17 protein-coding genes and 1 CRISPR repeat array are annotated in these 19,604 nt (G+C 50.8%); of the genes, 4 read left to right on the forward strand and 13 right to left on the reverse strand.

Annotation, left to right across the window (positions count from 1 at the left end; translation table 11 throughout):
• Positions 1-7: 7 nt before the first annotated feature.
• The 3 genes from HQ49_RS05905 to HQ49_RS12705 form a co-directional block, all read right to left on the reverse strand.
• A complete protein-coding gene (locus tag HQ49_RS05905) occupies positions 8-745 on the reverse strand; it encodes an SIMPL domain-containing protein (protein ID WP_039418897.1) in 738 nt (245 codons plus the stop codon).
• Positions 746-773: 28 nt separating this feature from the next.
• Positions 774-1,700, reverse strand: coding sequence for a porin family protein (locus tag HQ49_RS05910; protein ID WP_018964293.1), 927 nt, complete (start codon positions 1,698-1,700; stop codon positions 774-776).
• A gap of 160 nt (positions 1,701-1,860) precedes the next feature.
• Positions 1,861-1,953 (reverse strand): DUF1661 domain-containing protein, encoded by a 93-nt coding sequence (locus HQ49_RS12705; RefSeq protein ID WP_394331895.1) that lies wholly within the window; start codon positions 1,951-1,953, stop codon positions 1,861-1,863.
• On the opposite strand from HQ49_RS12705, the gene HQ49_RS10770 reads away from it, so the two are divergent.
• Positions 1,922-2,050, forward strand: coding sequence for a DUF1661 domain-containing protein (locus tag HQ49_RS10770; protein ID WP_230587845.1), 129 nt, complete (start codon positions 1,922-1,924; stop codon positions 2,048-2,050). The two genes, HQ49_RS12705 and HQ49_RS10770, sit on opposite strands and share 32 nt — an antisense overlap.
• Before the next feature lie 64 nt (positions 2,051-2,114).
• Here HQ49_RS10770 and HQ49_RS05920 read toward each other — a convergent pair whose 3' ends face one another.
• The 5 genes from HQ49_RS05920 to yihA form a co-directional block, all read right to left on the reverse strand.
• Positions 2,115-3,623: a sialidase family protein gene (locus HQ49_RS05920; RefSeq protein WP_039418899.1), complete on the reverse strand. Its 1,509-nt coding sequence runs from the start codon at positions 3,621-3,623 to the stop codon at positions 2,115-2,117.
• 282 nt (positions 3,624-3,905) lie between these two features.
• Positions 3,906-4,676: an HAD family hydrolase gene (locus HQ49_RS05925; RefSeq protein WP_018964290.1), complete on the reverse strand. Its 771-nt coding sequence runs from the start codon at positions 4,674-4,676 to the stop codon at positions 3,906-3,908.
• Positions 4,676-6,772: an ATP-dependent DNA helicase RecG gene (gene recG, locus HQ49_RS05930; protein WP_039418900.1), complete on the reverse strand. Its 2,097-nt coding sequence runs from the start codon at positions 6,770-6,772 to the stop codon at positions 4,676-4,678. Before recG ends, HQ49_RS05925 begins: the two co-directional genes overlap by 1 nt.
• 45 nt (positions 6,773-6,817) lie before the next feature.
• Positions 6,818-7,846: a UDP-glucose 4-epimerase GalE gene (galE, locus tag HQ49_RS05935; RefSeq protein ID WP_039418901.1), complete on the reverse strand. Its 1,029-nt coding sequence runs from the start codon at positions 7,844-7,846 to the stop codon at positions 6,818-6,820.
• A gap of 9 nt (positions 7,847-7,855) precedes the next feature.
• Complete coding sequence (gene yihA / locus HQ49_RS05940) at positions 7,856-8,461, reverse strand: ribosome biogenesis GTP-binding protein YihA/YsxC (protein WP_018964287.1); 606 nt, start codon at positions 8,459-8,461, stop codon at positions 7,856-7,858.
• A gap of 103 nt (positions 8,462-8,564) precedes the next feature.
• On the opposite strand from yihA, the gene HQ49_RS05945 reads away from it, so the two are divergent.
• The 3 genes from HQ49_RS05945 (at position 8,565) to megL (ending at position 11,992) form a co-directional block, all read left to right on the forward strand.
• On the forward strand, positions 8,565-9,158 hold the full coding sequence (locus tag HQ49_RS05945; protein ID WP_039418902.1) for a hypothetical protein: 594 nt from the start codon (positions 8,565-8,567) through the stop codon (positions 9,156-9,158).
• A 2-nt stretch (positions 9,159-9,160) separates the two neighbouring features.
• Positions 9,161-10,630 (forward strand): purple acid phosphatase family protein, encoded by a 1,470-nt coding sequence (locus HQ49_RS05950; protein ID WP_039418904.1) that lies wholly within the window; start codon positions 9,161-9,163, stop codon positions 10,628-10,630.
• Positions 10,631-10,792: 162 nt separating this feature from the next.
• A complete protein-coding gene (megL, locus tag HQ49_RS05955) occupies positions 10,793-11,992 on the forward strand; it encodes a methionine gamma-lyase (RefSeq protein ID WP_039418905.1) in 1,200 nt (399 codons plus the stop codon).
• A gap of 125 nt (positions 11,993-12,117) precedes the next feature.
• Here megL and HQ49_RS05960 read toward each other — a convergent pair whose 3' ends face one another.
• From HQ49_RS05960 to cas13b, 5 genes are all read right to left on the reverse strand, one after another.
• Complete coding sequence (locus tag HQ49_RS05960; RefSeq protein WP_080745562.1) at positions 12,118-12,957, reverse strand: T9SS type A sorting domain-containing protein; 840 nt, start codon at positions 12,955-12,957, stop codon at positions 12,118-12,120.
• Entirely contained in the window at positions 12,954-13,514 is a 561-nt protein-coding gene (locus HQ49_RS05965; protein WP_152569145.1) for a hypothetical protein, read from the reverse strand. The genes HQ49_RS05960 and HQ49_RS05965 overlap by 4 nt, the downstream gene beginning before the upstream one ends.
• A gap of 687 nt (positions 13,515-14,201) precedes the next feature.
• Positions 14,202-14,324, reverse strand: a complete 123-nt coding sequence (locus HQ49_RS12400) for a hypothetical protein (RefSeq protein WP_262498679.1) — start codon at positions 14,322-14,324, stop codon at positions 14,202-14,204.
• A gap of 181 nt (positions 14,325-14,505) precedes the next feature.
• Positions 14,506-15,267: direct repeats of the CRISPR family, unit length 36 nt; unit sequence GTTGTGTGTACCCTTCAAATAGAGGGTAGATCCAAC.
• Between the two features lie 209 nt (positions 15,268-15,476).
• Positions 15,477-16,019: a type VI-B CRISPR accessory protein Csx28 gene (gene csx28, locus HQ49_RS05975; RefSeq protein ID WP_052073447.1), complete on the reverse strand. Its 543-nt coding sequence runs from the start codon at positions 16,017-16,019 to the stop codon at positions 15,477-15,479.
• Positions 16,020-16,026: 7 nt separating this feature from the next.
• The gene (gene cas13b, locus HQ49_RS05980; RefSeq protein ID WP_039418912.1) at positions 16,027-19,554 is read right to left on the reverse strand and encodes a type VI-B CRISPR-associated RNA-guided ribonuclease Cas13b; all 3,528 of its coding nucleotides are present in this window, start codon (positions 19,552-19,554) and stop codon (positions 16,027-16,029) included.
• Positions 19,555-19,604: the final 50 nt, after the last annotated feature.

Below are 19,604 nucleotides of genomic sequence, written 5' to 3' on the forward strand. Positions count from 1 at the left end.
ATAAAGCTCACCTCAAAGCGAAAGAAGCCTTAACCGTTATGCTCGCTGTCTTCATCTTGGAAGATGTATTGAACGAACCGCCCCAGCTGTAATCTTCGTTCGAGTTGAGTCCCACTATCTGGAACACACCCATCGAAGAAGATAGCATCTTGCCTACGGAAGAACCGCTCCCTTCGGCAATGACCGAAGCACGATTGAAAGCGTCTTCGGAAGCATTGCGCAGCATCTCTACCTTCAGATCATTGAGCTTGGTGTAGTAATAGGCCGGATGGTTGGAGGTAATCTCTACCCCCTGATTGATCAGCTCCGTTATATCGCGAGATATTTTCTCCACATGTTCGATGTCCTGTGAGGTCACCGTAGCTGTCTGGCTGAGCAGATATCCGGCAAAGGTCCTGACGTTTTGTTCCTGCCGCGGATCGTAATAATAGTTGTATTCTTTAGAGATGGCTACGCTTGAGAAGATATAAGACGAATCCGGCAGCTGCTTGCTTTTCAAATAGTCTGCCACCAATATCTGTTTTTCCTTCAAAGCCTTGTAGGCCGATTCGATATCCATCATCTGGAGCTGGTACGAAGCACTCCAAACGATCAGATCGGATTTAAAATTACGCTCGGCCATACCGGTCACAGTCACCGAAGGCTGAGAGCGACGTAGCTGAGCGACACTGCGGCCAAGAGCATAAAGGCCCAATACGAAAGCCAATCCGGCGACGATCGTAATCCAAAGTTTTTCTTTTTTCATCACAAAGCACTGTATTGATTGTATATTACTACTTCTTATCACCATAGAATACGGGATAAGCAAAGTAATGCGTTTCCCACCGGCGAGTCCAGATATTGTATTCGCGCTCTGCCCCGACGGCAAAACCGAATCGTTCGGAGACCTTCAGCTCGATCGAACCACCGTACTGAGGGCCGAATCCATGCATCGGCACCGCCATATTGAGTCCTGAGCGCGTACTACTGTAGAGAGGATAAGTGCCGAATCCATTGATAAAGACATTGTCTATCAATTCGTATCGAGCAGTGCCCCCGAGCGAGAGCGTTCTATTATCGAAAGCATTCCACTGCACCTGTCGATAATCGACACCGGTGGTAAAACTCAACCTATCGGTGGCTTGCCAGCGGAATTGACCACAGACAGTCCTCATAGGCATAAAACCGAAGTTCTGCTGCCAACCGCCTTGAATATGCGCCGTAAGATTTTGACTCAGCAAAAAATCGGCACCGGCATTCCATCCAAAGTCCTTGCGTACACCGGTCAATAAATCATGACCAAGACCGATATTGCCGGATGTATAAAAACGCATCCGGTCGGTCGGTCGCCAAGAAAAGACACCGGCAGCGTGGCGAGTTTGCAAGAGGGGGGATACGAAATCCCGGCGTTCTGCCGTGAAGTCGAGCTCATCGTTCAATCGCAAAGATGAGCGATGAGGCTTCAATCCATTGAGCAAAGCATCGGAAAGATGTCTGTCCCGAATTCCTTGCAGCGGACGAGGATTATGAAAAGAAGCAGGCAGGACGGGGTGATCAACGGAGAGGAGGGGCGTCTGCTCCACCTTGCTGATATTGGGCACAGGCTGAGCCGTAGAGAGAGTATCCTTTTTCTCTTGTGCCGTTGCATAAGAAAGACTTGCCGCGAATATCAATCCGAACAGGATGGTTCTCGGCCGACCGATAAGACACCGTATTATCATGAGTCTTGCATAATTTGATATACCGCAAAGATAAATTATTATAGGTACAACAGACACACCGTGCAACATTCATAGCCTTATACGAACACCACAAGACGATGACGATGGAAAAATCAATCCGCCGAAAAGTGTAGCAGGCATCATCTCACAGCCGATTGGTTTACGCGCCGGATTTTTTGCGTTTGCAGTCTGGGAAAACGTGGCGCGTAAACTTTTTCACTTTGGCGCGAGAAGTAAAAAAATCTCGAACCAAAACGAAAAAATTCCGGCACCACCTTCTTCAGAAAAGACGCGCCACAATCAGAGGTTTTTTGGCTCGTATCGGTGGGATAGCGGTTGATGGATATTGACTCGATAGTAGAGCTGTCCTCCAATGGCAGCCCTAAGAAAAACTCGATAAAAAATGCACCATTCTCATAGTCCGGCATCAAAGAGATCGTCCAGGGCAAACCGAATGAAAACCAATGAGATCTCATCGTCTTCTTCGACGAAATAGCCGATTGTTCCATCTGCCAGTAGAGTCATATCCGAGTAGGCACTCGATCCCGAATTGACGACTACGGGGGTAGACCAGCGAACGGAGGCGTGATCGAAGAGATAGACAGCTCCGTCGCGACGTCCATCCGGGCCGAGAGGCAGAGAGTGCAGCATTTGATCCCTACCATTCCATTTCAACTGAAGCATGGCGCCATTACAGCCGGGGTCATGGATACTCTCGAACTGCTTGGTTCTCTCCCAAGTAAGGCCATCGTCGGAGGAGAGAGCGAAGAAACGCTGTCGGCTCTCCTGCCGTCCCTGATTGCGTACGCTCATCAGTACCCTGCCATCGGGCATCAATGAGAGCTTTGCCTCATCGCCTCGGCGGTACGCACAGTCGGACAGGTGCCAAGTGGTGCCCTCGTCGTCGCTATAGAGGACATAGTTGTTCAGGACGTACTCCTGCCCTGATTCGCGGATGGCGGCTACAAACATAATACGACCGGATGGCAGCAAAAGCCCTTGTCCCGATGCACAGAAGGAAGCCAACCAGCGACTGCGTCCCGGATCGGCACAATCCTTGCCGAAGATGAAATGGGTTATATCCCGAGGAGGAGACCAGGTGAGGCCTTCGTCCCAACTCTCCGACACATAAGTTCGTTGGGGACGATCGGGGGTGGACTGCCAGAGTCCTACTCCGCCGACGAAGATCATCAGGAGCTTTCCGGCCTTGGTCTGTACGAGAGCTACATCGCCAAAGCCATGATTGCGGCCCTCTCCCTGTACGATGATTCGTGGATCGCTCCACGATCTCCCTCCGTCCGTACTGCGCCGCATGACTATATCTATATCCTCCGGTAGATCCGTCTGATTATACTTGCGTCTGTCAGCCATGGCGATGAGCGTCTCTTGGGAAGTTTTCAAAATAGCCGGAATACGGTAGTTGCGCGATCCGCCATCTCCGGGCACAAAGAGAGCCTCATACCCCCTATACAGCCTACGGGAGGCAGGCGACAGCTCTTTCAACGGCAAAGGACGGCCATCGACAGCCACCTCTTGTACACGGGCAGTCAGTGTGTCGGATCGGGAAAAGGAAGTGACAGGCCCTATATCCGCAGCCAGATAAAAGGAACGGCGGCCGGCAACAGAATCGACAGAAAGAATCATGAAGCAATCTTCCTTTGAGATCGGGAAGCTATCGTAGGAGACTCGCCCTTTATAGTCCGGCAGATCGCGTACTGCCAAAGAATCACTCACAAGGAGATACAGGGCAGTGACTTTGTCCTTTGTATCTTGTGGAAAGGAGTAACTGATTCGGATCTGTTTGGCATTCGGCGGCAGAGGTTCGCTCAGTACTATTTTCACCAAAGTTCGATGTGCCTGATCGGGTGCCACACCATGCTTGTCTCCCCACACTGCTACCTCCTGTGCAGTAAGGCGCAACATTGCCACAAGACAACAAAAAATGACAAGGCAGACAGAACGCCGAGTCCTCGCCAAAAGAGTATTATTAGCCATCGAAAACAATTTTATACCATTTTGGGAATCAAAGTTATGAAATCATAGCAGTTGCGTCCGCGCAAGGCATTGGAACGAACATTGTAATCCTTTCCGGATTCTTCTGATCGATTCACCAAGCCTCAGCACAAGCCGTTCCCACTCCTGTCGATGGCGACCGCTCATGGGGCAAAAAGAGACCAATGTGGAGTGTAAAATCAAAGAAAAAAATCAGGCCATAGAGGTCCGAGATTCGGCAAGCAATGCTCCCAATAGCGAGCGAAGCACAGCCATAGAGGGAAGGACAAGTGATGCACCGGCATCCCACAAATCGGCATCGGGCAAGCAACCTGTATTTACCGCAATGGTAAAGATACCGGCATCGACAGCTGCACGAACTCCCAGCGGAGCATTCTCTACCACAAAAGCCTCGGAAGGCGACATCCCCACACATTCCAACGCTTTGAGATAAGGTTCCGGATGAGGTTTTCCACGGTGTACATCGGCACCTGTCACCATATTCGCAGGCCCGAAGCTGTCGCCATAACCTCTTTGCAAACGCTGCAATATATCGGTCTGGGACGAACCCGTCACCAGCATGATACGCAAGCCCTGTCTACAGACATCCGACACCAGAGCCGGAGCACCGTCGATCACGTTTCCCGAGTTATACAAAGCGAAGAGTTGGCTCTTGCGTCCGTACATATCGGCTATTTCTTTTTCTGTCGGCTGCCGTCCGTATCCCCGTTCGAACAGGATCTTGATGGTATCGCTACCCTTCTGCCCTTCCCAGCGATAGAAATCCAGTGGCTCCGCAGCGATACCGTATTCTCCGGCAGCCTCCACCCAACTGCGTGCATGTGCGGGCATGGAATCGAACAGCACTCCGTCCATATCGAAAAAGCACGAACGGAAAGGGGCATGCCGGTATGCCTTCTCTGTTCGGAATGTCTGCAATGCTTCCGCTATATTATTGTAGTCCATCGATTCTTTTCTCTCCATTAACTTATGACGCTCCAGTCTTCCTCCTTGGGGAAGAGTTTATTCAGACGAAGAGCGAGCATTTGATTGTCAGGGTGGCGAAGTTCGGGGTCGCGCTCCAGTAGTCGCTCCGCTATACTTCGGGAGAGGGCTATCAGCTCCGTATCTCGTGCAGGATTGGCTATCCGAAGGCTGATCTGACGACCGCTCTGGCGCGTACCCTCCAAGTCGCCGAAACCACGAAGGCGCATATCTTCCTCTGCTATTTCGAATCCATCGTTCGTCTCCACCATCACCTGAATACGCCGGCGCGAATCCTCTCCCGTTTTCGTTCCTGTGATCAGGATGCAATAGCTCTGCTCTCCACCGCGGCCTACACGTCCTCTGAGCTGGTGCAGCTGCGACAGGCCGAAGCGATCGGCATTCTCCACCACCATCACTGTAGCATTGGGGACATTCACACCGACTTCGATAACCGTCGTAGCCAACAGGATACGGGAGCGACCGCTGACGAAGTCTGCCATACGCGCCTCCTTTTCCTTGGCTTTCATCTTGCCGTGTACCATCGTCACACCCTCATCGGGGAAAATGGAAGAGAACAGCTCGAAGCCATCCTCAAGATTTTTCAAATCGGTCGTCTCCGATCCCTCGATCATCGGATACACCACATACACCTGCCGGCCGGCAGCAAGCTGAGATCGCAGGAAACGAAAGACCGGTGCCATATCGTTGTCGAAGTGGTGGAGCGTCTGTATGGGCTTACGGCCGGGAGGCAATTCGTCGATGATGGAAATATCCAGATCGCCGTACAACGTCATGGCCAAGGTACGCGGTATGGGGGTGGCACTCATAATCAGAATATGGGGCAGAGTGTCGAGGTTCTTTTCCCACAGACGTGCTCGCTGCTGTACACCAAATCGGTGCTGCTCGTCTATGACGGCCATTCCCAAACGGTGAAAGACTACTCCCTGCTCCAATAGGGCATGCGTGCCGACGACGATGGAGATCGAGCCATCGGCCAGACACGGGAGCAAGCGTTCTCGCTGACGTGCAGTACAGCTTCCGATGAGCAAGCCGACCTCTACGCCAAGCGGTCGCAGCAGCTCGGACAGGGTATGATGATGCTGTCTGGCGAGAATTTCGGTCGGAGCCATCAGGCAAGCCTGACAGCCATTGTCCAGAGCCAACAGCATGGATAGCAAGGCTACCAAAGTTTTACCGCTACCCACATCGCCCTGCACCAGCCGGTTCATTTGATGTCCGCTGAGAGTATCTTGCCGGATCTCCCGTACCACCCTTTTCTGTGCGCCGGTCATTTCGAAAGGCAGATGCTCCTTGTAGAATCTATTGAACAAGGCTCCTACTTGGGCAAAAACAATTCCCTGAAAGCGAGCCTTGCGTTCCAGCTTGCTGCCGATCAGATGCAGTTGTACATAGAACAGCTCTTCGAACTTGAGTCTTGTGCGGGCAGCTTCCAGCTGTGCCACCCCCTGAGGGAAATGAATCTGTCTGATGGCCTCCTGATAGGAAACGAATCCATAAGAAGAAAGGATGTAAGGCGGCAGTGTCTCCGTCAGTGTAGCCGATACCTGATTGAGGAGTATGTACAGGAGTTGCTGGAGTTGTTTGCTGCCCAGCCCCATACTCTTCATGCGCTCTGTGGTGTGATAAATCGGAGTCAGTCCGCCGGCTACCTGCTCTGCCTTCTCCTCCGCATCTATTTCGGGATGTGCTATGTTATAGCCGGAAGCGAAGAAAGCAGGCTTGCCGAAAACAATATATCGCCGTCCTTCCTGTAGCTTGTCGCGTATGTACTTGATCCCCTTGAACCAAACCAGCTCTATGCTTCCCGTACCGTCTGAGAAGGTAGCCGTCAGCCGCTTGCGCCGTCCTTCGCCCACCTCGGAGAAGTTGCGAAGGACACCGCGCAGCTGGATATAGGGCATATCGGAGCGTATCTCCCGTATGGCATAAAACCGACTCCTATCGACATAGCGAAAGGGAAAATAATGAAGAAGATCCAGATAGGTACGTACTTCTATTTCCTCTTTCAGTACTTCCGCCCGCTTCGGCCCTACGCCGGTCAGGTAAGTGATTTTGGTCGATAGCATATCCATCTGCCGCCAGAAGATAGAGTGTCGCGTACGTTAATGCGCCGGGGATTACTTCTCTGACAAGCGTTGCTGCCAACGCCATGCACTCAGCAGTGTGTCCTCCAACGACTCCAAAGCCTTCCAACCCAACACCTCATTGGCTTTCTTCGGCTCGGCCCATACCTGTTCGATGTCGCCTTCGCGCCTTCCTACTATCCGATGAGGAACGGCAACGCCTGTCACCCGTTCGAAGGTGCGGATAAGTTCCAGCACACTCACTCCCCTACCCGTACCTACATTAAAGACTTCGAGCGAATCGCTCGCTTTCTCTTCGTTCAGCATCCGTTCGATGGCAGCCACATGCGCTTTGGCCAAATCCACCACATAGATATAGTCCCGGATACAGGAGCCATCGGGCGTGTCGTAGTCATCGCCGAAGACGCTCAATTCGGCTCTGATGCCTGCCGCCGTTTGAGTCAAATAGGGGATCAGATTCTGAGGCACCCCGTTAGGAAGCTCTCCGATATGCGCTGTGGGATGTGCCCCGATCGGATTGAAGTAGCGCAGGAGTATGGCCTTGTATCCTGCTCCGGCATGGATGGCATCGCGGATAATCTCCTCGTTGATTTGCTTCGTATTGCCATAGGGAGAGAGAGCTTCCTGTATCGGAGCCTCTTCCGTTACGGGCAATACCTCCGGCTGTCCGTACACAGTACAAGATGAGGAGAATACGATCCCACGAGTGCCGAATCGCCCCATCAGTTCGAGGATGTTCAGTAGAGAGAGGATATTGTTCCTGTAGTACAAAAGCGGCTTCTGCACCGATTCGCCTACGGCCTTGCTTGCAGCAAAATGAATGACGCCTGCTATATCGGGATGCGCCGTAAAGATGCGCACCATCGCCTCCATATCGTTACAATCGGCCTCATAAAAATCGGGGCGAACCCCTGTGATCCGGGCTATACCGTCGAGCACAGCAGCATGGGAGTTGGAGAAGTTGTCCACACTCACGACCCGATAGCCTGCCTGCTGTAGCTCCACAGTCGTATGGGATCCTATATATCCTGTCCCGCCGGTAACGAGAATCTTTTGTTTCATTTCGGTTTTTTATTTCGTAGCTAATTCTTGATTGATCGAGTCGATATAATCCAGCAATTCTTCTTTGCCTGTTTTCTTTTCGGAAGAGGTAATAAATACCGGAGGAAGCTCCTCCCACGTTTCCAGCAGTTTTTGCTTGTAGGCCTCCGTATTCTCTTTCAATCGGCTGAACGAGAGCTTGTCCGCCTTGGTGAATACGATGCTGAACGGAATCCCGTTCTCACCCAGCCATTGGAGAAACTCCAAGTCGATCTTCTGCGGTTCGTGCCTGCAATCGATCAGGACAAAGAGGCTCGAAAGCTGCTCGCGACAGAGGATGTACGTCTCGATGATCCTGCGCAAGGACTCCCTGTTGGACGCGCCCAAACGGGCATATCCGTAGCCGGGCAAATCGACCAGATACCACGAATCGTCGATGATGAAGTGGTTGATCAACTGCGTCTTACCCGGCTTTTGGGAGGTCATGGCCAGTCCCTTTTGGCCGGTAAGCATATTGATCAGAGAGGATTTGCCCACATTCGAACGGCCGATGAAAGCATATTCGGGGAGCTTCGTATCAGGACATTTGCGCACATCGGTATTACTGATTACAAATGCCGCCTTTTTTATTTCCATTCGGTTCTGTCTTTATTTATATACGGATAGCCGTACAATAATAATTATATCTTTGTGACATACAAAGATAGCTTTCTTTTATCGGTTAAGCCTCAATTAGAATATGAACAAATCGCTTACAATTCTTATCTATACCCTCGTTTGGGTTTTGCTCATCGTCCTGCAAAGCCTGGCTTTGGAGAGTGCCAACCCGGGGACTCCTTCCTTTTGGAATATGCCCTCCGCCTACTATGCCGTATGGATCGTGGATGCTTATATCATAGCCCTGTATTATATCAATTACTTCCTGATAGCTCCGGCCATGATCAAGAGACTCCTCTTCCGTCCCTATATCGTGCTGTCGCTGGCCTTGGGCGGAATAGGCATGTTGCTTCCCGTCATCTTCCACCACGCTTGGCAATGGACTGTACCGGGCACGGCCGAGGGACAGATGCCCCTATATGGAGAAGGCTTTATCGCCGCCATAGCCGCCATAGCCGTAGGGCTGTCCGTCCGCGGAGTCCGCGAGTGGGTGCGTCTGGCTCGTCGGAATACCAATCTGGAGATAGCTCTCAAGAACAAGTCCATCGCCTACGACCGTGCCGAAGCGCGGCTGCGTTCTTTGGAACAGCCGGTTTCCTTCCGCGACCTCGGTACGGGAGCGAAGGTGGAAAATGCACCTTCCTCCACACCTGTCAGTCCACAAACAAACGAATAGCCATGCGAAAGAAACGCTCCAATCCCTACTACCAAGTCAGCAGGCGGAAGTTCAGTAAACGAAATTCCGGACGCAGATATTCGAGAAAGAGGAGAAGAAACGGAAGGCGATGGGGGCTGGTGATCAGTCTGCTCCTTCTTGTCGCCCTCGGCATCTGGGTAACCAAGCGGTACAGAGCTTGGTTCGTTTCTCCGGCCGAAGTCGCCTACACCGTACCGCGTACGATAGACAGGCTCACCCTGACGCCGGGTGAGGATTTCCTCACCCAAAGGACGGTCAGCTGGCGGTGCGACACCCTGCCGCAAGACTCTTGGCTGGACTATCGCTCTTTGGACGGAACGGATGCTGATACCCTGCTGATCTCGCTGCCGGCGGAGGGGAAAGAAGTCGTCACCCGTGCAGGACGCAACTACTATTACCACGCTAAGATAAACGGGCTCAAGCCCGGCCGCACCTATACCTACAGGGTCAAAACGGGAGAGCAGACATCGCCCTGGTACCGATTCTCCATTCCCGATAGTTCGGCTGCCACCGACTTCATCTACATCGGAGACGTTCAGGATCCGGGCAACGGAGGCAGTCAGGCACTGCTCCAACGGCTGCGCACCCTGCATCCCGACCCTGATTTTCTGGCTTTGGGTGGGGATCAGATCGAAGGCCCCACGGATTTCTATTGGGAAGTATGGCATCGTGCCATAGGCGACTGGACGGCATCGACACCCGTCATCGCCGCCACCGGCAACCACGAGTATATCAAAGGACTGAAAAGACAGCTCGATCCCCGTTGGGTACCTCAGTACAACTATCCGGCCAATGGCCCCAAAGGCTTCGAGCACCGTTCGTACTACATAGACTTCCCCTATATGCGGCTCATCGTCATGGACTCCAACGACATCCAATGGCCGGCATCCGTATTCAACCACCGCACGTGGTTGAAAAATGCACTCGAAACCACCGTACAGCCGTGGAAGATAGTCATGTTCCACCACGGAGTATACTCGGTGCGGCAGGGACGCATGAATCCGATCATCCGCTACGGCTTCCGCTCCATTCTGGAGGAAGGCGGTGCCGACCTCGTCCTGCAAGGACACGACCATGCCTACTCCCGCATCACCACTAAGACGGAGTCCGGCATGAAGAAGACACCCATATATATCATCAGCAGCGCATCGCCCAAGCACTACCGCAACGGATTCTCCGACCGGCACGACAGGATCGGCTCCGGTCTCTACCTCTATCAGACCATCCACGTCACGCAGGGAGAGATCCGCTACCGCTCCACCACCTTCGACAATCGCCCGTACGATGACCTCCACCTGAAGAAGGTGGGAGGCCTAACCACGGTCAAGGACAATGCCGAGGACTGGAAAGAGATCTTCGCTTTCGACAACTTTGCCGACAGCAAAAAAGGTCGTAAGAAGCGTGCCGACTATCGGCAGGCAGCCCAAGAACGAGTAGCCGGCCATCGGTAAGCGGACGATCGGTGGCGCGTAAAATCGGATCAAAAACGAACGAACAGCCACACTGCCAACAACTTTTCACTACCTTCGTTGCCGTAACCACAGAATAGAAACATAGACGATACTCGGCCGAAAGGCTGTGCGGTCGTCGATTTTTCGATTAACTAACAAACAATGAAAAAAGAAGACCTTATGCGTAGTGGCTTTGCCACACGTGCCATCCATGGAGGTGCTATCGAAAACGCCTTCGGCTGCTTAGCCACCCCCATCTACCAGACATCGACTTTCGTTTTCGACAGTGCCGAACAGGGAGGCCGCCGCTTTGCCGGAGAGGAAGGCGGATATATCTATACCCGTCTGGGCAACCCCAACTGCACCCAAGTGGAAGAGAAACTGGCCATGCTCGAAGGCGGAGAAGCCGCCGCATCGGCTGCATCCGGTATCGGAGCCATCAGCTCTGCCATCTGGGTATGCGTGAAGGCCGGCGACCATATCGTAGCCGGCAAGACGCTCTACGGCTGCACCTTCGCCTACCTCACCCACGGACTGAGCCGCTACGGTGTGGAAGTCACCCTCGTGGATACCCGCAATCCGCAAGAGGTGGAGGCCGCCATTCGCCCGAATACGAAGCTCGTCTATCTGGAGACTCCGGCCAACCCCAATATGTACATGACCGACATCAAGGCGGTCTGCGACATCGCTCACAAGCACGAAGGGGTACGTGTCATGGTGGACAATACCTACTGCACGCCCTACATCTGCCGTCCGCTGGAGCTGGGTGCCGACATCGTCGTACACAGCGCGACCAAGTACCTGAACGGACATGGCGACGTCATCGCCGGATTTGTCGTAGGTAAAGAGGACTACATCAAGGAGGTGAAGCTCGTCGGCATCAAAGACCTCACGGGTGCCAATATGAGTCCGTTCGATGCTTATCTGATCAGCCGCGGTATGAAGACATTGCAGATACGTATGGAGCAGCACTGCCGCAATGCTCAGACCGTAGCCGAATTCCTCGAAAAGCATCCGGCCGTAGAAGCAGTCTATTTCCCCGGACTTCCGAGCTTCCCCCAATACGAATTGGCCAAGAAGCAGATGGCACTGCCCGGAGCCATGATCGCCTTCGAAGTGAAGGGCGGTTGCGAAGCCGGCAAGAAGCTGATGAACAGCCTGCACCTCTGCTCCCTCGCCGTGAGCTTGGGCGATACGGAAACCCTCATCCAGCATCCGGCCAGCATGACCCACTCACCCTACACACCCGAAGAGCGTGCTGCCAGCGACATATCCGAAGGACTGGTACGCCTGTCCGTGGGTCTGGAGAACGTGGAGGACATCATCGCCGACCTCAAGCACGGTCTGGACAGCCTGATCTAAACGTGCCAAAGGCTGCATAAAAGCCTGACAACAAACAGCATGAACCCCGAAAGTCTTTGACGGACTTTCGGGGTTCGCTTTTATATATCTACTCTGTCTATTTTCTGTCACGAGCTGTGCGACAACTATTCTTTTATTATTTTTCTAAACTCAAAGGTTTTACCATTTCGGAACTTGACGACATATACCCCCGGAGCAAAATCACCTGTCCGAACAACTTGTTTTTCAATTAAAGATCCTTTGAAGACAATCCGGCCTTTCGTGTCCAAGATATAAAAATCAATTTCACTATCATTCCCCTCTACTTCAATAACCAAATTATTCAAGACCGGATTGGGGTATACTTTAATGTTGTCCGAAACATCTCCGGTATTTACAGGCAGAAGATCTGACGGGGTAACAGACAGTCTATTGGTATGTGTCCATTTATGTTTACCGCCTGAAACGACCCAACTGTAATCAGCTATTTTGAGTCCTTCACCATACCATGGATCCATATAATACATTTTATCCCCGACAAGACCATGCCCAACGACAAAATGCCCACCTCCGGTGGACCAACCCCAACGGATAACGAATAACCTGTTTTTTTGGATGTCGGATGCCACTTGCTCTTGGGTGAGTGGCGCACTCACTCCGAAATTCAATATGCTACCAAAATGAACCAATATATCCTGAACACTTCCTTTACCTCCCCAATTATAATTCCAATGATTACAAGAAGGAGCCGACATACAACAGTCTATATTTCCCAAATCGACATCAGGGAATGTCTCCACAGTTCTTGTGTACTCTGCGATTTCGCACTGCGATACAGAAATAGAATAATAGTCCAAAATACAAGCTGAAACCCCGGCCCAGCACCATTCAGATTGTAGTTGAGTTATTTCAGTTACAGGCAGAACCTGTGATCTCAAATGGCCGGTAGCTATTAAAATCAACAGCCATAAAAACACACGTCTCATAAACCTTCTCGCTTTATCATTTCGATTATTTCATCCATTCTGTATCCCTTTTCTTTGCTGCTTGGAACAGGATAAAATAGATATTCACCGGCCCTTTTCGAGGAAATAAAAAAATCTTTTCGCAGCTCATATACCCGAAGCATCGCTGAAAAATCATGTTCTTTTTCAAACTTAAAAAACTCCTCTGCCAATAGCACGGCTCCAAATTCAACGATTTTATATTCATTATTACAGCTCTTAAACACCGTGAAAAGGGCTCTATACTCGTCATCGACGATCAATGGGATTCGCCATGTGTCTGTAAACGACAAAGCACCTTGCTCAAGGGTGTAAACCGCGATGGGTCTACCGATAGTCGATTTTCTTATTTCATCCCTGTTTTTAATTCCATAATCAGGCAAAATATCATCGGGTATATCTTCCAAAAATGGCATTATATAGCCATCGATCACCTCGATGGGAAAGTCTTTTCGTATTTCCATGTTTTGAGAAAAAGCGAGATTAGTCCCAAAAACAATTACCGATAGAAAAAAGACCCAAATTCTTCTTTGATTCATATTTTTCCTCATTAAAATTATAATAAATACCTCGGTCGATCATCGACCTCACCTTGTAAAGATAAACATAAATACCCATTAGTAACGTTTTTTCAATATCTTATTTTGCGTAGTATAGGCTCAACTACCGCACAGAAAGCAACCCTGTAAAAAAGCACTTATCCGTCATCCGCATTACTCGCAGCATCGGGTTCGGGATGAGGCTTTCCGTTTCCCTTGAGCCGATGTCCGTCTCTTCTCGATTTATCAGGAAGTATAAAGTATTTCATTGTTACCCGATCGGCTGCCGCTGTCTTTTGCGTGGTCGTTTTTGGAGGTGAAAACAGGCGCGAAAAAAGTTTTCAACAACGAAGACGAGTTTGGAATCATTCCAAATAAGCACCTGCGAGAGAGCAGATCCTGAAGCAGAGGAGATCGGAAAGCCGGGTCTTTCCGATCAGGATTCGCTTTTCCAAAGGTCGAATCACGATTTATATACAAAGCATTTTCGATTTGTATATATATCGTTTTCATTTTGTATATAAATCGTTTTTGATTTATATATAGATTGCAAGCCCGATTGATATAAATCGGATATTTCAAAAAGCCTTTAGTGGAGGTATAAATAAAGAGGCACCCACCGAGTTCTTGCAGGAACTTGGTGGGTGCCTCATCTATTTCGAAGGGGTACGAAACGGCTCTCAGGCTCTACCGCTCATACAGCAGGTTTGCATCAGCCATACGCAATGCCGGTATATAACCACACAGGCCGAACGAAACCGGCCGGATAAGAATGCAGGAAAGAGAGGGATCGGAGCACATATCTATCATTCATTTAGTCGTTTACAAAGTCATTCCATAAAAAGGGAAAGCACTCCCGGCACAAATTCACCGAAGAGGGGAGCACCTCGTCCGCCTGCAAATGTAGCGAAAAAGCCCCAACGCGGAAGAATCCCCACGCGCTACTCTCTCCCTCAACATTCCAACGCCCAAGCCACCAATCAAGAATCATGTTGTGTGTACCCTTCAAATAGAGGGTAGATCCAACATGTCAAGAAGTCCATCATGATGATTGTTGGTTGTGTGTACCCTTCAAATAGAGGGTAGATCCAACCTATCCTAAGCACAGCATACTGTTCAGGAAGTTGTGTGTACCCTTCAAATAGAGGGTAGATCCAACAATTTATGTATAAGAGATTTCTCTGCTTATGTTGTGTGTACCCTTCAAATAGAGGGTAGATCCAACGTCGAAAATGGCGATAGTACAGCCCTTGTGGTTGTGTGTACCCTTCAAATAGAGGGTAGATCCAACTATCAATACCTACTGACAATATAGAACTCGGTTGTGTGTACCCTTCAAATAGAGGGTAGATCCAACTATTTATGAAAAGACACGCAGGGACAATGGGTTGTGTGTACCCTTCAAATAGAGGGTAGATCCAACTTCAATTAGGTACATAGCTTCTACTCGGGTGTTGTGTGTACCCTTCAAATAGAGGGTAGATCCAACGGCTATATCTATCATACGTAACGCTCAGTGGTTGTGTGTACCCTTCAAATAGAGGGTAGATCCAACAGATGAGCCCTCGAATGAGGTTCCGTAGGTGTTGTGTGTACCCTTCAAATAGAGGGTAGATCCAACAGCCCTCAGCCGCATAGGCAGTCCCCTTCTGTTGTGTGTACCCTTCAAATAGAGGGTAGATCCAACTAGATGGAGAAATAGAGTTCTTGAAGAATAGTTGTGTGTACCCTTCAAATAGAGGGTAGATCCAACCTACCCCCATCGAATTTGAAACCGATTGAGAAGTCATCATTCCACAGAAAGTGAGTGACGGTAAGGCTTTGGAGCCACTGCAAGCCGGTGAAAAACAGTCTGTCATCATCATTTAGTGGGATATTAGGATTGAAAAAAATGACTCTCTACGGTCGGGTTTATGCTATTTTCTCTCAAAAAATCATTCCTACGTTCCTGCCGGTTCGCACTCAAAAGTTCAAAGTTCGCCCCTTCAGTGCGATGGCTTCTCTAACGGTTTGGGTAAGCTCCTGATGAATACGGATCATCCGTTCGGCCGTTTCGGGCTTGTTCATCACAATCCTCTCGTCCGAGCTATCCCTCTCCGAAAGCAAAAGGCCGTAAACGATACTTCTATACTCAAAGATACGGGAAATAATCTCTTTAGACAAGAAAACACCGTTGCCATTCTTATAAAATTCGTCCGTCAGTTCGGACAAGAATCCACGGATGCAGGCCGGCCTGAAATAATAGGTTTTCGCTCCGCTCCCTTTGGCCTTCTGCCATACCAATATGCTATCGGCATTCTCCGTATCGGTGGTGAAGCGCAGCAGCTTGTAGAAACTCCGGTGCGCCTCCAGCACGGCTTGGTATTTGCAGCGTTCGATATTCTCTATGCTCTCTTTGGAGAGCTTGCGCACGGCATAGCGATATGCCAGATATGCGGCAATGAAGATACCCGATAGCTCGATCAGCTCTACGCATATCGGTGTCCAACAAATAGTCATCGTCATCGTTTTCTTATGCTTGTATGATTCGTTCTACCGTTTCTTTTGCCTGCTTCACTTCCTCGCTCAACCGGTGCGCGATGTTCAGCCCCATCCTTTCCTCTATGGCATCGGGGGAAGAGGGGTCGTACTTCCGAATGGACGAAAAGACGGCCTCATCGTACATGGGATACTGATTGTGCGAGAAGGCATTGCGCACAGCGATCAGAAGCCGGACTTTCCCGTGCAGCTCCGGCCACTTGGCCAAGAGAGGATCCGACCAGCTTTCGAGCATCTTTCTGAAGTTCTTATCCGGCAAGTGAGGATATCGGGTCAGCAGGCTCTCTTCCAGCTCCAGCGTCTGCTCGAAGGCACAGACCCTTGCCGTCTGATACTTGGCCAGCTCGTACTCCACCCTGAGCTTGCTGATCGGGTACTGCTCCATCGCGAGTCCGCCGGTATCGACGAAAGAGAAAAGGCCGTTGAGCCGGCGATCCTTGACGAAGGATTTGAAATTACCCTGCTTCAGCAGCTTGGTGTCCCTTTCTTCGATATAGACCGTCGCCAGAGGAGCCTCCTCCTTGTGTACATGGCCTCGGCTGTCGGCTCTGTACACGACCACGGGCAAGCGCATCGGCTTCACGTGGTTCAGCACATTGAGGCTTCCCTGCTCTTGGACGTTGGTCCGAATATCTTTCAGGTAGAGAGTACCGGTATCCAATCCCTCCACCTTGTTCTCTTCCATGAGATCCCGGCACATCATCCAAGTGATAATATCCTGATTCTTGACAAGGCGCAGTTCGCGCTCGAACTTCTGCCACGACTTGAAGTCGTGATAGGGGTGTTCTTGGGCTTCGAGTATTTCCTTTTTCAGTTTGGCGAGATTGATCTTGTCTGCCCTGACTTTCAGCTTGCTCTCAAAGGCTTCCCAAAGGGAGAGATCCCGCAACAGCTGCTCGATTTTCTTCTTATTTCCCGGACTTGCATACTCGATTCCGGCAAAAGCATCCTCTATCCGACGAGCAGCACTGTGCGACCAAGCCTCAAGGTCTCGGAACCGCTCCTTACCTCTCTCCCACTCTTCGGCTCGCTCTTCTTTGCTCAGGAAGCGTCCTTTCTTGGGCTTGAGGCTGTTGCCTACATTGAAGGGGCTGTCATAGAAAGGCTGTACACGGTCTTCACAAGCTCGCTCGAAATACAGCGGAACGGCTTTGGCCATGAATCCGACTTCCCTGTATGACCCGACTTCATCGTACCCCATCTCTATCAGGCAGTCTCTGACCGCTTCGGTAAAAATCCCGCGTGGCAGATGAAATTCGCTCTTCCAGCCTGCCACCAATGTCTGTCGATCGGTTTTGGGTTCCTTGAGCAGGAGGAAGGGGCGATTCTCCATCCGATCGCTTCGCCCTATGCGTTCGAGGAAAGCCTTTCTTGCTCTCAGATAGCTGCGATAGAAAGACAGGATATTGGTATGGCTCTCCCACCGGGTATCGTGCAGGAAAGGATGGGGATTGTTCCCTCCCGTCAGATTCATCTGGCGGAAATACGGGGTCAGACGCTCCTTCTCTCCACCGAAAAGGGCGAGGGCGCGCTGTAGCATCCGGTATTCGGTGCTGTTGGCCTTGCTATTGTTCAGGGGCTTGCCGCTTGCGTCTTTCGCCACGGGCTGAAAGCGCATCATATCCCGTACCAGCCAGTCGGCTATGACGCCCGACTTGGGCAGGCCGGCATTCTTTCGGCCGATCCTGATCTTTCGGTCGGTCTGCCGATCCAGCATATCCAGACGATGATCCGTATCCGCTATCATTTCCTGAAGTTTCTTGCGGACTTTCTCCTCCATATTCTTATGTTCTTGGGACAATATGGCGATCATTTGCTTGGGGAGATGTCCTCGCCGAATACCCTTGTCCGCCAAACAGGCATCCAACTCCTTGAGCGTATTGATTTCGTCTCGGGCGAAAGCATCGTATATAGCGTACACATCCTCTATCACCCTCTTGATTCTTCCTTGCACCTTCTCGGCACTTACCTCCTCGGAATACTTCTCCCTCAGCAGGAAGTAGTAGAACATCATGGGCATCAGCTCATGCACGCTCAGGAAGGCTTCTGCCGTGAGCCGTTTGTCTTGGGCATATTTGCTTCGCCCCGTTCGGGTCGTTCCTACCTCCGGCGACGGCCAAAGATGCTGCCCTTCCGGCATGAACCTCAGCCCGATCTTGCCTTTCTCGATATGATAGTGCGGAGAGGTTTGGGAGATATAGGGCTTGTCGCCGGTCTCGAAGTAGTCCAAATCCCGCACCAAACGCTTCCACTCTTCGGGTCTATGCTCCTCGGCGAAATCCTGTATTCGGCCGAAGCCGTACAGGTTGCGCGTCAGATGGCGGTCTTCCGGCTGCTCACCGATCATCTTCTTGTATATGGCGAAGTGGTAGGTGCCCAAATCTATATGGAAGCGGAGGGAAGTGAAGACTTTCTTCAGATCGAAGTATCGCAAGGCGAAGTAGGGGAAGCGATCCTGATGCCTGACCAGCGTGTTTTTGAAGGGGTCTTCTCCCCCACCGTCCGTATCGTCCTCATCGGGCAGAATATCGACGGGCACTCTGAAACACGCTCTATCGTCTTCGCGAAGACGATCGTACAACGGCTTGGGACAGCGAACCAGTTCGTTCAGCATATCAAGCAGCATCCAGTCGTCCATGCGCAGGCTCTCCAGTTTGAGTTTCGGCAGGGAGATCCGGCTCCGGCAGAAGACTTCGTTGGTCATCTGCTGGTAGGTTTCGGTGCCACCCTTGAAGCCTCGGATCTTCTTTTGCATCCAGATGGCATCCCTTTTCTCAAGAAAGAGGGAGACGAAAAACAGCAGTCCGGCTTCCGTGACCATCCCCTCACTATCGACAAAATGGTGCTTGAAGGAGGGATTGTCATTATGGCCGTATCTGTCCTTCTTGCCTTTCCTGACAAGGTGGTTGAAATGGCGGTGGGGATCGACCTTGTCGTTGTGCTCGTGATCTCTTTTCACCCGTTGGACACTCACATCGAAGACGTTGTACAGTCTCTGAAGCATGTTTCCATCGAACAGGGGCAATTCCGAAGATCCGGAATGTCGGTAGTGGGAGTAGTAATTTCTGAAATCCTTGAGCTTTTGTAGAAAGTCGAACAGGATGCTCTTCAGATTGTCCAAGGAGAGCGCATTGGCTTGCAGCTCCTCCTTTTCTTTTTTTGTCAGTTCTTTATTCTTGGAGGATTTGTTTCCGGAAGATTTGCTTTCGAAGAGTTTCTTTCCGTATGCCGCTCCTTCCAAAAAGGAGAAATGCTTCAGGATCAAACTTCTCAGCCGTGACTTCCTTTCCAGATCGTTGTCGAGGTTTTTCCATAGGGCTTTGAAGGAGAGTACATCCTGATCGTTGGTTATATCGGCCTTGCTGTATGCGAGCTGTCTGTCGATATGGGTGAGGGTGATGTAGGCATTGTGACGTGCCAGATTGAGGAAGGCTGCCCAGAAATGTTTGTCCTCCAGTGTGTAGTAGGTACCGTTGTACGGTCTCTCGCTTTGTTCTGTCATATTCTAATAAGTGGTGTGGATCGATAAGCAGGTCTATCGGGTTTCATAAT

It is taken from the genome of Porphyromonas gulae, from assembly GCF_000765945.1.
Classification (GTDB): Bacteria; Bacteroidota; Bacteroidia; order Bacteroidales; family Porphyromonadaceae; genus Porphyromonas; species Porphyromonas gulae.

What these genes read in the sequence shown, in the direction of transcription:
- HQ49_RS05945 (WP_039418902.1), top strand. Translation starts at nt 8,565, where the DNA reads ATGAACAAATCGCTTACAATTCTTATCTATACCCTCGTTTGGGTTTTG.
- HQ49_RS05925 (WP_018964290.1), bottom strand. Translation starts at nt 4,676, where the DNA reads ATGGAGAGAAAAGAATCGATGGACTACAATAATATAGCGGAAGCATTG.
- galE (WP_039418901.1), bottom strand. Translation starts at nt 7,846, where the DNA reads ATGAAACAAAAGATTCTCGTTACCGGCGGGACAGGATATATAGGATCC.
- csx28 (WP_052073447.1), bottom strand. Translation starts at nt 16,019, where the DNA reads ATGACGATGACTATTTGTTGGACACCGATATGCGTAGAGCTGATCGAG.
- cas13b (WP_039418912.1), bottom strand. Translation starts at nt 19,554, where the DNA reads ATGACAGAACAAAGCGAGAGACCGTACAACGGTACCTACTACACACTG.
- HQ49_RS05920 (WP_039418899.1), bottom strand. Translation starts at nt 3,623, where the DNA reads ATGTTGCGCCTTACTGCACAGGAGGTAGCAGTGTGGGGAGACAAGCAT.
- HQ49_RS05905 (WP_039418897.1), bottom strand. Translation starts at nt 745, where the DNA reads ATGAAAAAAGAAAAACTTTGGATTACGATCGTCGCCGGATTGGCTTTC.
- HQ49_RS05950 (WP_039418904.1), top strand. Translation starts at nt 9,161, where the DNA reads ATGCGAAAGAAACGCTCCAATCCCTACTACCAAGTCAGCAGGCGGAAG.
- HQ49_RS05960 (WP_080745562.1), bottom strand. Translation starts at nt 12,957, where the DNA reads ATGAGACGTGTGTTTTTATGGCTGTTGATTTTAATAGCTACCGGCCAT.
- recG (WP_039418900.1), bottom strand. Translation starts at nt 6,772, where the DNA reads ATGGATATGCTATCGACCAAAATCACTTACCTGACCGGCGTAGGGCCG.
- HQ49_RS05965 (WP_152569145.1), bottom strand. Translation starts at nt 13,514, where the DNA reads ATGAATCAAAGAAGAATTTGGGTCTTTTTTCTATCGGTAATTGTTTTT.
- HQ49_RS05910 (WP_018964293.1), bottom strand. Translation starts at nt 1,700, where the DNA reads ATGATAATACGGTGTCTTATCGGTCGGCCGAGAACCATCCTGTTCGGA.
- yihA (WP_018964287.1), bottom strand. Translation starts at nt 8,461, where the DNA reads ATGGAAATAAAAAAGGCGGCATTTGTAATCAGTAATACCGATGTGCGC.
- megL (WP_039418905.1), top strand. Translation starts at nt 10,793, where the DNA reads ATGAAAAAAGAAGACCTTATGCGTAGTGGCTTTGCCACACGTGCCATC.
- HQ49_RS12400 (WP_262498679.1), bottom strand. Translation starts at nt 14,324, where the DNA reads ATGATAGATATGTGCTCCGATCCCTCTCTTTCCTGCATTCTTATCCGG.